Raw genomic sequence first — 14,022 nt, forward strand, 5'->3', positions numbered from 1 at the left:
AACTGCTCAGTAATGTGAAAAAATTCTTGAAAAAATCTGCAAATAGACTCTTTCAGAGAAAGTAAATCGAGTGTCTCACTATTATGAAAAGTTATTTAGCTTCCAGTTTCCAATTATTTTTCTCAGGCTAACTTTCATCATGTATCCCATTATTGTATATTTTTTGTTTACTGAGAAATTACTACGCAAACGTAGTGTCTTCAATTTCATTTTCACATATATAATCATTGGAAAAACTCAAGTAAAATAAATGAGTTAATGATGATGTTTATTTGTTTATTTATATGTTTTTTTTGTTTCTATGAGTAACGGCATCATGTTTATGATGCCGTTTGTATTAAGATTCGCGAATATAACTCAGAGTGTGCTCAGTTAATCCAGTTGATGTCCTTTGATTCCACTATATGTGGTTGGCGTTTCTGTATTGTGATTTTCGTTTTTTACGAAAGGAATTTTACCCGAAAAGACATCTTTCTGGGCTGCTCCGGTGAAATCTGCAATTGAGTCAGGTAAGTTAACTCCCATGTTTTTGCCTCTGTCGTGGCCTGTTATGGATTGGTGAGCGATTTGCTGCGTATTCACGGATACGGTTCCTTGAGTACTGTCAATCCGGCTACCGGTCAGATAGGTTCTGCCCGCGACATTCAGATTAACCCCGTTAGCACCGTTCAGGGTTGATTGCTCACCAACGGTTTCCTGATCAAGTGTGTCGTAATTGCTTTTCAGTTTTCCGTTGTAATCTTTAAAAGCAGCAGTCAGACGATCTGTCAGGCTTGGCGCTTCCGTGTTTGTTTTATCATCGTTAGTTGCAGCGATTTCCGCAGAGTTATTGTCAGCAATCGGTAATGTCGCTTTATGGCTGTTATCACCTTTGACTGTTCTGCTATACCCTAATCTGCTATCTAATCCGATATTCAGGCTGTCGGTTTTATTTTTCAGACTTTCAACGTTGAGGTTGCCACCAATATTACCCGTGACCTGATCTGCGTTGATGTTGCTGCCTTTGAGTGAGGTATCCCGGGCACTGGTCAGTGTGACATTACCACCAGTAACCTGATTGTTGTGGTAAGTCACTTTATTCAGTCTATCAACACCGAATTTAACTTCACCGCCTATATTGTATTTGTTATCGATGATGCTGTTACCGGCCTCTCCATTGCCGGCGTTGCCATCGCCGCCTTCATTATTACGCACTGTGTTAGCCATACCGCCTTTGCCTTTAGCGCCAAAGTTCCAGCCATTGTTGTTGACTGCATCATGAGCTGAGGCCAGTTCAATTCTGCCACGTTGTGCTGTCATATCGACCTGTTTGCCAGAAACGTTTGTGCCTTGCAGAGTCAGGTTATTCGCAGCATTCAGGTTTACACTCTGTCCGCCTGTAATTGTGCCGGTTTGAGCGGTGTTTCTATTCTGCTGGCTGGTGTTATAGCCGGCACCCGCACTGCCACTGAAGTTTTTGCCATCCGGATTAGTCCCTACAGTCAGAGAAAGCTCTCCGTTATAACCACGGCTGTTTTTTTCCTCACGGTTGGTGGCTTGTTCGAACTGAATATTTCCGCCGGAATTAACGTTTGTCTGACCACTGCCACCGTTCATGGAAGTGCCCTGATAGTGTGCGTTTCTGGTGACCTGAACGTTAATGCCATTCTGGGCGTTGATTTCACTGCCAACCGCGTTTCTGTTATGGGTGGATTCCGCCTGATAGCTGCCGCTACCTTTGCCGTTGACAGAAAGATCGCTGCCGGTGCTGGTGTAAACGCGCATACGGGCATCGCCAACGGTACTTGATGAACTGCTGTTCTGCTGGTTGTAGGCGGCTTCACTGGTATGGCTACCGGCAGTCAGGGATGTATTACCTTTATTGGCCTGATATTTTGTCCCTTGATCGTAAAGATCGCCGTTGGTATTGATCCTGATGTCGCCTGCTTTAACGGTAGTGACGACAGCGTTTGATTGATGGTTGCTGGAGTAATGACTTTTTCCGTTCATCTCCAGTTCAAGCCCGACATTCGGTAATCCGGTTTTTGCAATGGAAGTATCCAACTTTCCGTTTGTTGCTGCTTTCGCCGTTTTTTCCATAGGGCGGGTTGTGGCACTGTAATCGGCTGAACCGCTGATTTCGCCACCAACCTGCATTTGTCTTGTGGAGTCTGATTCGGTGTTGGCTGTTGCTACATTTCGGATGCTGCCGGCATTCGCCTGATAAGTTCCCTGTACCTGATATTGAGTGCCTTGTTGTTTCAGTTCTCCCTGAGCATTCAGTTCAAGGTTGCCATTAATTCGTGCTTCTGAAACCACCGCAGTAGTGCGGTTTTGGGAATGACCATTATCAGAATAACCACCTTCAACCCCGCCGCCGAATTTATCCATACCACCGGTGGCAAAGACACCGCCACGCACTTTAGCCTGAGAATTATTGGTGGCAGTGCTGTTTTCTGCGGCTGTCAGAGCAATGTTGTTACCTGCAATTCTGGCATCACCCTGCGTTGTTACCAATTTTGTGCCATCAAAAGTAACATTTTTACCTGAATTAATGGTAATTGTGCGGCCATTTAACTCAGCCTGTTGCTGTGTGGTGGTATGGGTTTTTTGGTTATCAAGGGTATGCTCAAAACCTGCGCCGGCGCGGTATTGCTTATCTTTTGTGTTATGAGCGTAATACTGCCAGTCAAGGTTGTTTTTCTCCTGTTGATGTTCACTTTGTTCACCATAGGCAAGCACGTTGATATTGCCGGATGTATTGATATTCAGCTCACCAGCACTTTTCGCCAGGCTGCCGATAACATTGATATCTTTATCACTGATTAATTTCAGGTCAGCATCAGAGGTTAACTGGCTACCGGTGCTGGTTTGCTGGTTTGTCTGTTCCTGATTGGAATTTTTGGTGATGTTAAAGATGGTACCTTTTCTTTCATCCACTTTCTTATAGGTATTACTGACGGAGTTATCGATGGTTAGATCACCGTCATTAGCTTCAACATAAGCCCCCTGTCGAGCTTTTACCTTGCTGCCGGTAATGGTGACGCCATCTATTCCACTCAGCAGTAAATGCCCGTCTGCACTGAGATCAGAGGCATGGTGTGTTTCTACTTTATCGTGGTTGTCTTTGTTGCTGCCACCGGCAAGGCCACCCCACTTACGCTTATTTTTCTCAATAACATGGTCATCAACGAGGGATTGCACAGTCACTTTTGTCTGTTGCCCCGCCGAAACAATCATGTTTTTGTCTGAATGTACTTTAGAGCCGATAATTTCAGCATTGGCACCTGCGTTGATGCCTAAATCGCCGCCTGCATTCAGTTCACTGCTGACAAGTCTTTGGGTTGTGTCGATAGTTGCCCAATCGCCGGTTTGTAATCCCATTCCATCGTTCTTTCTGTAACCCTTTTCGAGTTTTCTTTCTGACTCAACTAAACCAGCCAGTTTTACATCCTGCTTAGCAGAAACTGAAATCTGATTGCCAGCGGTCACTTTACTGCCCAATATTTCTGCATTGCCTTCACTGGCAGTCAGGTGAACATTGTTCTGTGCATTGAGAGTATTGCCTTCATACTGATACTTTTCACTCTCATTGGTGACATCCTTCTGCCAGGATAACTGCCAGTTGTTATCGGTGCTTTGATCACGTTGGTGTAGCTGCTGACCGTCCAGTTTCAAATTAGCGCCAGTGAGTTTGATGTTATCTCCATCAATATCGGTTGCCATTATCTGATTATCTTTGCGGGCAATCAGTGTGATGTTTTTACCGGTCAATTGAGTACGGGCAATGGACTCATTAATCTGTTCCTGAGAGGTATGCGCACCGCTAAAAGTACTTTGGTGATTACCTTCCCCTGTTTTTTGTAATGATGATCGGTTGAGATGCCCCTGCGCCCGCAAGTTTTTACCCTGTAATGTGATATCGCCACCCTGTAAATTTGCCGCTTCTAATTCCACATCACCGTGGGAGGCAATATAAATATCATCACCGGCTTGCATCTTGCCCCGTAGATTGACGCCACTGCCTTCTGCGGTATTCATCAGACGGATACGCCCAGCCTGCATACTACCGAAGTAATAGCTGTCGAGCGCTCCAGCACCCGCCTGTCTTGAATCCAATATTCTGCCATCTGCGGCAATCTGGTTATTTCCGGTGGTAATATTGAGCGCTTTGGGCGTGATAACTTTTCCTCTGATATCGATTCGGGGCGCGATAAGGTTCAGTACATCATTGTGGGTCAGCCCCGCATTTCTGATATTCAGGGCATTTTTATTATTGAAGTTATTGAACCCTTGCAGAATGCCATTCTCAACCAACGGATTACCGACCACCAGCGAAGCCTGATTGGTGTTGATAAAGCCACAGCCGTTACAGGTAATACCGTTGGGGTTTGCCAGTATATAGTCGGCAGCCATGCCGAAAACTTCCTGTTTGCCGAGTAAGAGTGAAGGGTTACGACTGATCACTTCATTCAGAATGACGCTGGCGGCCTGTCCGTTCAAATTACTGTTAGCCGATAATTGTCCGGCTAATTCTGACTGTCCATTAGCCAGTGAGTTATTTAACACCGCACCCATTTGGTTGACGTTAAAATCCTGATACTGGTTATGTGATAGTCCTGATTCGGAAGGTGCCACGATATTGATTACCGTGGCGCCTGTTTCAGCAATGCTGACGTCCGGTCGATGAGCTACATCACCACCGGGAGTGATGCCACTGGCAAAGCTGGTTGAACAGGTAGCCAGAATTATCGCCATTGATGCCGCAAGTTTTCCCGTAGGAGATAATCTGAATATTTTTCTTTTCATACTATTACCTCTATTTACTTTCTGTCATGTGAATGTGCAGCATCCCGGGGAGAATTTCTCCCTGATTGGCTGCGGTTAAAAATAGTTATTATTCAGGTGGTTAAAATAAATAAGAAAAGCGGGTTAATAGCTGTATAGGCTCACTTTTATCTCTGTCCTGATGAGATAATGTTTTGCCACGGCTCACCTCAATATCCGCCAGAAAGTGTTGATGGCGTAAGGCCGCTCCGACACTGAATCCTGCGTTGCTTCTCCACGATGCTTCTTTCCGGTTATGACTTTTAACTTGACCGACATCGGCTCCGACACGCAAAGTCAGTGAACTTTCAGGCAAAGGTATTGCGTAAGATAAGGTGTTTCTCAGATACCAACCGTTATCAGCGGAGAGGGTATTTTTGCTGAACCCCCGTACCGCATTGCGATCGGTAATATTGAGCCACTCAACGCCGGGGAGTCCATTTGGGCTGTATTGGGTATAAAACTGGCTGTTAAGGCGGTACGGCACAGCAAACAGTTTGAAATTCTGGTGTAAATTGACAGACAGCTTTCCTTTGGTGAATCGCGTATTCAGATTATGAGTGACTGTCTGGGCGCCGAGCCACGGTGTTCCTTGCTCAATGCCGGTGTCAAACGTGATGAGACCATTCGGAATAATTTGTAAGTGGTTTATTCCCAGTGAGAGCACCGCTAGTTTCTGACTACTGACGTTGAATTTGGATTCATCGAAATAGGTGTTGGAATCCTTGTAAACGAATTGGGTATTCACCGTCGAAATCTGTGACTGATTGCGGTGAAATAGCCAGTCTATGCGCATACCGGATTGCTGAGAGTTTCCGCTCAGTTTTAATGACTTGAGCCGCAACTTTAGCGGGTTTTTATATTGGGAATAGCTGGTGAAACCGCTGAAAGTGACAGCACCATAAGGCAGCGAATAGAACAATGTTGCAGCCCGATTATATTGGGTGCTGGGTTTATCAATGGTGCTGACCCCATTGACGCTGACAAAATCTGATAGCCCGAACGGACTGTCAAAGCTGGCATTCAGCCTGCTGATCCATTTACCGGTACTTTTCTGCCCGTAGTTATCTGTTATTGCGGAGATATGCCACGGTGTGGAATGTCGGTTATGCAGCTTGACGATAGACCCGCCACTTACTGTGCCGGGCAGAATATCGAGTGTTGTTTTATTCGATTGCAGACGATTTGACTGATCCAGCCCTTGATCCAGCTGATTCAGGTTTAGTGGCTGATTAATAAGCCCGGGGAATAACATCCGGCTATTAACCCAGCGGTCACCACCTTCGATGGCTTCGACGAAACCCTCAATGACACTGAGTCCTAACTCCCTATTATAATTAGGGGGAATGAATTGCACCCTGGCAGTAATGTAGCCTTTGGCGATATACAGATTAGTGATTTCTGCTGTCAGTCTATTAATGTCATTGCTGGTAATACATTGTTCGGGCAGTGCGCTGAGTGCATCCAGTTCAGTCAGAGAAAGCAGGGTAATGCCCTGAAGATAAACTCCGCTGATATCCAGACATGCGGGGGCTTCAGTTAGCACTGGGGAAACTGTTTCGGGTGAAAGGGCATCAGAGCGTTCGATAAATCCCCGGTAGCGACGCTGTTCAATGAGCTGGTCTATTTCCCGTGAACTATCCTGTAAGGTTCTTCTGGCTTCGTCTATAGATAATACAGCATCAGGTGCTTCTGGCAGTGCGCTGGCCTGAAGGGATACAGATAATAAAATAAAAACTGCCGTCCTTTTGAACATCGTAGCACCCAAATGGCTATGGTTGAGTTGGATTGCGCATACCTTTCGTCTTTCAAGTTATACACTTCGTCTTTCAAGTTGCCTCTTTGTTGGCTGCGCTCACTCACCCCAGTCACATAGTTATCTATGCTTCTGGGGGTTCTCTCCCTTGCCGTCGCGATGCACCTTGAAATCCATTGTGTATATTTCTGAAAAACCCTTAGGTATATATAGTTATTCTGGTTTACTAATTAATCATTAAAGCATATAAATTATTTTATTTTGCTCTGATTACTGGTTGTCGTTCGTTCTATTTGATTATTTATAGTTATATATTTAACTTAATTATTTACCATAACCCATTTTGGTTATGTTTTGTTGGATGGTTTGGAATTAACTCAAATTAGTGGTGAGAATTAACTAAAATTTCAAATAATTAATGAGGGAGGTATAGGCTGTTTTTTATAAAGATAGATTCAACAGAAAGTGACATTGGTTATTAATAAAACATGTTATTATTAATTTATATATTTTTATTTATTATAAAAATAATCACTATTTAAAAATCTTTCTTGCAGAAAAAGACAAAAAATAAAATATAAATGAGAAAAAGGAGATTTAAATCAAATTAACAGGAGGGTGTTCATTTGGGGAATATAATTCAGCCAATGGATAATACCCATTGGCTGAATATTTATTACTTAAAACTTATTATCTAAAATCTGATAAATAAGATCTTAAGCAACAATTGGCGCACGCCAGTCGTCAGCACCAGAAGTACCAGCAGTAGTGTGTTCCCACTCGATTTTACGGTAAGCCAGAGAAACACGAACCAACTGAGTGAATTCAGCTTTTGCTGGATCCTGGCAGTGTGGCATTTTGCAGTCGATGTCAACGATAGTTGCGTCTACCAGTTTAGTAGAGAAGAAGTGCTCTTGTTTGCCTTCGATAGAAGTACGGTACCACTTCAGTTCTACTGTAGGTAACATTTCACCGGAAGCCAGTGCGTTGTACATCAGTGGAACGGCTTTGTTCAGTGCAACAGTGAAGCGGAATGGCTTATGTGCACGTTGACCAGAAGGCTGGCCTGACTGTGGATCAGTCGGAACAGTAACGATGTGGTCAAATTCCTGAACCAGCATTTCGTCTTCATGGCCCTGAACAAAGATATTACCTACTGACTCAGCGGTAAATGCGCCAGCAGTAATGTGACCCTGAGTTTTTCCGTTGATGGAAATATAACATGGAGTTGGCATATGAATATCCTATAAAAATTTACCAATATAAGTGTAAGTGCTCATTCCTTGCGTGATTATTCCATTCACTAAATGATGCCCACTAAATGAAATAAAATTAGCGATGCCGAACACTCGGAGCGAATAATAAGGCCGAATTTCTCTGATGCAAAGTTATTTATAAATTGCAAGGCGAGCTTAAATTCAATGACAAATAAAAATTTTATAATCATTGCCGTTATGAGATTTATGGCTGATTTTTTATAAACGGTAAGCTTATATTACTGTGCGAAATTTAATCTCCAAGTTTTTGATTTTTATAACGAATTGATAAATAATGATTTTTTATTTTTAAATTATTTATTTTTCATGATCATTAATAAAGTGTGACGGATGTCAAAAAAATGAATTAAGAAAGGGTTTTTGTGGGGGATAATTAATCGGAATGAAATAAAAAATGAACTTTATGATAATCTCAGGTCACTAATTTGGTGATTATATTTTATTCATAACATACGAAAAATATTTCTTTTTATACAATTGATAGGTAATCGGTCTATATACACCTATAAAGAGTAAAACCAAACTTTTATCTATTTAGTAAGAGAAAAATAATTATAAATTTTCAAGAAATACAATAAAAGTATTAAAAGCCAGAATAGAGGGTGTTATCAATTAGTGTTTTGGCTTTACATCAAAAAAATAAAGTGTCAAACTCGCTATTGACGATTTTTTATATCGATGTTATTTCCACGACTGGTTAGAGTCTTTCTTATATTTATCTATATGGTGATATATAAAAGTCTACTTATGTCTGCAAATACAGTTGTTTTCCTATACCTATTTTTTTAGGAAGCTCTGCTGTATTTGTTATATGGATAACATTGTAATTATTATCTTACCAATAATGGGTTGTTAGACAGTTCATGGTTGTATTAGCCAAAGGGTTGAAATATGAGTAAAAATAGTCCTGGTAGCGTAGCTCCTAAAGAAAGAATTAATATTAAATATGTTCCAAATACCGGTGATCAGACCGCAGAAGTTGAATTACCACTGAATCTTCTGGTTGTAGGTGACCTGAAAGGCAAAACAGAAGATACGCCAATTGAAGAAAGACCAACAGTTTCTGTTAATAAAAATAACTTCAATGCCGTAATGAATGAGGCGAATATCAACCTGACTTTTAACGTCCCTAATCGCCTCGATGAAAATAGTGAAGAAGATTTACCAGTTAATCTGGAAATAAAATCCCTAAGTGATTTCTCACCGGATAATATCGCCAAGAAAGTACCAGAGCTGAATAAACTTCTGGAACTACGTGAAGCATTAGTTGCATTAAAAGGCCCTCTGGGAAATATCCCCGCATTTCGCGCTCGCCTGCAGTCACTGCTGGATGATGAATCCGTTCGTGAACAACTCCTGAAAGAACTTGAAATCATCAATAAAAAATAACTCGTTAAAGGAATTCTAAATGGCTCAGCACGAAGAAAACAGCACAGCACTTGCTTCTGGCGCAACCACTTCTCTGCTTGATGAAATTATGTCTCAAGCGAGAATGACTCCTGAAAATGACGGCTACTACATTGCAAAACAGGGTGTTGCCGCTTTTATCGGCAGTATTCTGGATACAGGTTCTAACGAAGAACCTATCAATAAGCTCCTCGTTGATAAAATGATTGTCGAGCTTGATAAAAAGCTGAGTGAGCAGATGGATGAAATCATGCACGCTAAGCAATTTCAGGAGCTGGAATCTTCCTGGCGCTCACTGAAAATGCTGGTTGATCGCACTGATTTCCGTGAAAACATCAAAATCAACATCATCCATGCGACTAAAGACGAATTGCTGGAAGACTTCGAGTTCTCTCCAGAAATTATTCAGTCCGGTTTCTATAAGCATGTTTACTCTACAGGTTACGGCCAGTTCGGTGGTGAGCCTGTTGCTGCTGTCATCGGTAACTACGCTTTCAACAACACTACGCCTGATATCAAACTGATGCAGTATGTCAGCTCAGTGGGAGCAATGGCTCACTCTCCATTCCTCTCCTCTGTTTCACCTGAATTCTTCGGTGTGAACCAGTTTACTGATCTGCCAGCTATCAAAGATCTGAAATCTGTCTTCGAAGGCCCTTCACACACCAAATGGCGTGCCCTGCGTGAATCTGAAGATTCCCGTTATCTGGGTCTGACTGCACCTCGTTTCCTGCTGCGTCTGCCATATTCCTCCGTTGAAAACCCAATCAAAAACTTCAACTATCAGGAAAATGTCAGCCGTGACCACGAGCACTATCTGTGGGGTAACACCGCTTATCTGCTGGCAAGCTGCCTGACAGACAGCTTCGCTAAATACCGCTGGTGTCCGAATATCATCGGTCCACAAAGTGGTGGTGCGGTGAATGATCTGCCGGTTCATCTGTATGAAGCGATGGGTCAGGTACAGGCGAAGATCCCAACAGAAGTTCTGATCACTGACCGCCGTGAATTTGAACTGGCAGAAGAAGGCTTTATCACCCTGACCATGCGTAAGGGCAGCGATAACGCAGCATTCTTCTCTGCAAACTCAGTGCAGAAACCAAAAGTGTTCCCGAACACCCGTGAAGGCAACATTGCGGAAACTAACTACAAGCTGGGTACTCAGCTGCCATACATGTTCATCATCAACCGTCTGGCTCACTACATCAAAGTGTTGCAGCGCGAGCAGATCGGCTCTTGGAAAGAGCGTCAGGATCTGGAGCGTGAACTGAACATGTGGCTGAAACAGTACATTGCTGATCAGGAAAACCCACCAACTGACGTTCGTAGCCGTCGCCCACTGCGTGCTGCTGAAATCAAGGTTCTGGACGTTGAAGGCGATCCAGGCTGGTATCAGGTTGCGATGCAGGTTCGCCCACACTTCAAATACATGGGTGCGAGTTTCGAACTGTCGCTGGTCGGACGTTTGGATAAGGAATAATCATGGCTGCGCTGTACAGTTGGAACAGAGGCAGCTCTGCCAGTCTGTTCGAGCGCATTCAAGGGAAGAGCTCCGGCTCTTCCCGTCAGTCAAGGATGCGTGCTCTGCTTGATTCTATAAAGAAACATTTGAATGAAGTGCTTAATTCGCGCCCTGGTGCCTGCCAGAGTGCCATTGAACTGGGTGTCATTGACCTTAATGACGCAACCGCAACCTCAGTGGATTTCAAGCAAAGTATCGAATGGGCGATAGAAGAGTGCATCAGAAATTATGAGCCCAGAATATCAGCGGTGTCAGTCAGCGCCATCAATGATGAGTCAGATCCGTTGTTATTGAGCTTTCATATCAGTGCGGAAGTTTCCCTGGATGATATCAACGATGTTGTGGAATTCAGCATCCAGTTGGACAACAACCGGCGCTATTGCCTGGAGCGAACTCAATAAATGTCATTTGAAAAATATTTCAGAGATGAGCTGAACTATTTGCGACAACTGGGGAAAGAAGCCGCAGTTGAGCGTCCTCATCTTGCCGCTTTTCTGTCTGAACAAGGCTCAGATCCCGACGTTGAGCGTTTGCTTGAAGGTTTTGCATTCCTGACAGGCAATCTGCGGGCAAAAATTGATGATCAGTTCCCTGAACTGACTCATGGCCTGCTTAATATGCTTTGGCCCAATTATCTGCGTCCGACTCCCAGCATGACCATCATCGAATATACCCCTGATGAGAGTGTGGTGACAAAAGCGACACAGGTTAAACGTGGCACACAGATTATGAGTAATGCGCTGGCAGCTCATGATGATATTTACTCGAATGAAAAGCAGTCGAATGGCAAAAGGGATGATCACAGCCGCTGTACCTTCACCTTATGCCGTGATGTCTGGCTTTTCCCACTTTCTATTCAGGATATTTCCGTAAATAACAGTAATGAGCAGGGGATCATTGGCCTGAACTTTGCCTCAAAAACGGAACTGAATCTCCATGAACTGGAACTGGATAAATTACGGTTTTACCTCAGTGGTGATGACTATACCACTTCGCAACTCTATTTCTGGCTCTGTTACTACTTCAGAAAAGCGGAACTGGTGATCGGTGATAAGGTGATCCCTTTGCCGGATTTTGACTTTGTACCGGTTGGGTTTGAGCGGGAAGATGCACTGTTGCCTTATCCCAAAAATGCCTACATGGGTTATCGCATTTTGCAGGAATATTTCTGTTTTGCGGAAAGCTTCCTGTTTTTTGACGTGAAAGGTTTGCCGGAACTGCCTGAAGATCTCAAGACCAAAGATTTCAAACTGAATTTACATTTTTCTCAGGCACTGCCACCCGAAGCTAAGATCCGCCATGACACTTTCCGTCTGCACTGTACACCGGCGATTAACCTGTTCCCGATGGACAGCGAAGCGATTGAACTCAATGGTAGCCAGACAGAATACCCGCTGAAGGCCAGTTATAGCTTCCCGGATAACTACGATATTTTCTCTATCGACGGCGTAGAAAGCTGGCTGACGGGAGAGAATGGTGAGCGCAGCCGGGCACGTGTCGGTGAGCGGGTTTATACCCCGTTCGAAAGTTTCAATCACCAGATTGATAACGAAGATGAACGCTCAATGCGTTACTACCGTCTGCGGGTGAAAGAGTCACCTTTCCGCAGAGGGCTGGAACATTTCATCTCATTTGTCCGTGGCGATGAATCTGATCTGCTGCGGCTCAGACTGAAAGAGAATGTTTCCGTCAGCCTGACGTGTACCAACCGTGAACTGCCGCTGGAACTCCGTGTCGGCGACATTAATTACCCGTCTATCGGCAGCCCGTCATTTGCGACATTCCGCAATATCACACGCCCGTCCGTGCCGCTTTACCCGTTGTTGGACGGCGGACTGCACTGGTCGCTGTTGTCGAACATGTCGCTGAACTACATGTCATTGCTGGATAGAGATGCACTGAAACAGGTGCTGCGTACTTACGATTTCCCGAGTATTCACAACCGACAGTCTAAACGATCATCACAGAAACGGCTTGATGCTATTGAAAAAATCGAGACAGAGCCGACGGATCGTCTGTTCCGGGGCCAGCCGGTACGTGGTTTGCGCTCTACTTTGTATATCCGGCAGCAGGCATTCAGCTCAGAAGGTGAGCTTTATTTGTTCAGTACGATTTTGTCACGGTTTTTCTCACTGTATGCCAGCGTCAACGCTTTTCATATGTTGAAGGTAATCAATCTAGATAATCAGGAATGTTATGAATGGCCGGTACAGATAGGTCAACACTCGTTGATGTAATCACAGCGCAGAGTCCTGCCAACGCGCTGGAATTGGACATCTCACGCTACAACTTTTACCAGTTGGTTGAGCTGCTCAATCAGCTGGCGGTAGCGTGGGAAAAAACCGGAGAGACGGATCGGCCTGAACGTGAGTCTGTCCGCTTCAAATCCAGCGCCAGTCTGGCATTTCCTACCCGTGATGTGGTTTCACTGACGCAATCCAAACAGGGGTATTTTGAGCTGGAAGTCTCTTTTATGGGGCTACATGGCAGCCAGTCCCCGATGCCGGGTTATTACCTGGATTCACTGGCATGGGAAGACGCACAGGGTGAAAACCGGCTGACGGATTTTCTCAACCTGTTTAACCATCGCTTAATCACTCTTCTGCACCAGATTTGGCGGAAGTACCGCTATTACATCTGCTTTAAGAAAGGCGGGGAAGACGGTTTTTCCCAGCGCATGTTCTCGCTGGTGGGGTTAGGCAGTGACGTTAACCGTCGGATGCTGAATATCAATCACAGCAAAATGCTGGCCTATGCCGGGTTACTGGCAAGTCCCGGCCGTTCACCGGAAGTGATATGCAGTCTGGTTTCCCACTGTTTTGACTTACAGGATGTCACTCTGCACGGCTGGCAGTTCAGAAAAGTCACGATCCCGGTTGATCAACAAAATCGTCTGGGTGGCACCAATAAAGGGCAAACGATTGGTGATACCGAGCTGTCAGTATTAGGACAAAACTTCACCATCGGTTCATGGATCGGGGACTACAGCGGGAAGTTCCTGCTCAGTATCAACAATCTGCCCCGTGATCGGTTCTTGTCATTCCTGCCGGACGGAAAAAACTACCTCCCATTAGTGATGTTTATTTCCTTCGTCATGCGTAGTCAGTTTGCGTGGGAGCTGCGTCTTGGGCTGGCGGAAAATCAGGTTGGCGGCATGATTCTGGGTGCAAAACAGCATAACCATCTGGGATGGACCAGTTTTCTCGGTGAGCCGGAAAAGAAACCCTCTGTCACAATTTCAGTTATGGAATAAC

The 14,022-nt window shown here is 44.4% G+C and carries 8 protein-coding genes; 5 read left to right on the forward strand and 3 right to left on the reverse strand.

Features of this window, described 5'->3' with window-relative positions; translation table 11 throughout:
• Positions 1–372: 372 nt before the first annotated feature.
• The 3 genes from Xsto_RS11925 to Xsto_RS11935 form a co-directional block, all read right to left on the reverse strand.
• The gene (locus Xsto_RS11925; protein ID WP_099125194.1) at positions 373–4,788 is read right to left on the reverse strand and encodes a hemagglutinin repeat-containing protein; all 4,416 of its coding nucleotides are present in this window, start codon (positions 4,786–4,788) and stop codon (positions 373–375) included.
• Positions 4,789–4,888: 100 nt separating this feature from the next.
• Positions 4,889–6,562, reverse strand: coding sequence for a ShlB/FhaC/HecB family hemolysin secretion/activation protein (locus Xsto_RS11930; RefSeq protein WP_099125195.1), 1,674 nt, complete (start codon positions 6,560–6,562; stop codon positions 4,889–4,891).
• Between the two features lie 716 nt (positions 6,563–7,278).
• A complete protein-coding gene (locus Xsto_RS11935; RefSeq protein WP_086954674.1) occupies positions 7,279–7,797 on the reverse strand; it encodes an Hcp family type VI secretion system effector in 519 nt (172 codons plus the stop codon).
• A 933-nt stretch (positions 7,798–8,730) separates the two neighbouring features.
• Here Xsto_RS11935 and tssB point away from each other — a divergent pair.
• From tssB to tssG, 5 genes are read left to right on the forward strand one after another with little or no spacing between them, the layout of a single operon-like run.
• Complete coding sequence (gene tssB / locus Xsto_RS11940; protein ID WP_099109472.1) at positions 8,731–9,228, forward strand: type VI secretion system contractile sheath small subunit; 498 nt, start codon at positions 8,731–8,733, stop codon at positions 9,226–9,228.
• A gap of 19 nt (positions 9,229–9,247) precedes the next feature.
• Positions 9,248–10,726 (forward strand): type VI secretion system contractile sheath large subunit, encoded by a 1,479-nt coding sequence (gene tssC, locus Xsto_RS11945; protein ID WP_099109471.1) that lies wholly within the window; start codon positions 9,248–9,250, stop codon positions 10,724–10,726.
• 2 nt (positions 10,727–10,728) lie between these two features.
• On the forward strand, positions 10,729–11,169 hold the full coding sequence (tssE, locus tag Xsto_RS11950; protein ID WP_099109470.1) for a type VI secretion system baseplate subunit TssE: 441 nt from the start codon (positions 10,729–10,731) through the stop codon (positions 11,167–11,169).
• Positions 11,170–13,005, forward strand: a complete 1,836-nt coding sequence (gene tssF / locus Xsto_RS11955; RefSeq protein WP_099120309.1) for a type VI secretion system baseplate subunit TssF — start codon at positions 11,170–11,172, stop codon at positions 13,003–13,005. It begins immediately after the preceding gene.
• On the forward strand, positions 12,969–14,021 hold the full coding sequence (tssG, locus tag Xsto_RS11960) for a type VI secretion system baseplate subunit TssG (RefSeq protein ID WP_099109468.1): 1,053 nt from the start codon (positions 12,969–12,971) through the stop codon (positions 14,019–14,021). The genes tssF and tssG overlap by 37 nt, the downstream gene beginning before the upstream one ends.
• Position 14,022: the final 1 nt, after the last annotated feature.

The organism is Xenorhabdus stockiae (assembly GCF_002632825.1).
GTDB classification, from domain to species: Bacteria; Pseudomonadota; Gammaproteobacteria; order Enterobacterales; family Enterobacteriaceae; genus Xenorhabdus; species Xenorhabdus stockiae.

Coding starts and splice junctions, on each gene's coding strand:
- Xsto_RS11925 (WP_099125194.1), bottom strand. CDS start 4,788: ATGAAAAGAAAAATATTCAGATTATCTCCTACGGGAAAACTTGCGGCA.
- Xsto_RS11930 (WP_099125195.1), bottom strand. CDS start 6,562: ATGTTCAAAAGGACGGCAGTTTTTATTTTATTATCTGTATCCCTTCAG.
- Xsto_RS11935 (WP_086954674.1), bottom strand. CDS start 7,797: ATGCCAACTCCATGTTATATTTCCATCAACGGAAAAACTCAGGGTCAC.
- tssB (WP_099109472.1), top strand. CDS start 8,731: ATGAGTAAAAATAGTCCTGGTAGCGTAGCTCCTAAAGAAAGAATTAAT.
- tssC (WP_099109471.1), top strand. CDS start 9,248: ATGGCTCAGCACGAAGAAAACAGCACAGCACTTGCTTCTGGCGCAACC.
- tssE (WP_099109470.1), top strand. CDS start 10,729: ATGGCTGCGCTGTACAGTTGGAACAGAGGCAGCTCTGCCAGTCTGTTC.
- tssF (WP_099120309.1), top strand. CDS start 11,170: ATGTCATTTGAAAAATATTTCAGAGATGAGCTGAACTATTTGCGACAA.
- tssG (WP_099109468.1), top strand. CDS start 12,969: ATGGCCGGTACAGATAGGTCAACACTCGTTGATGTAATCACAGCGCAG.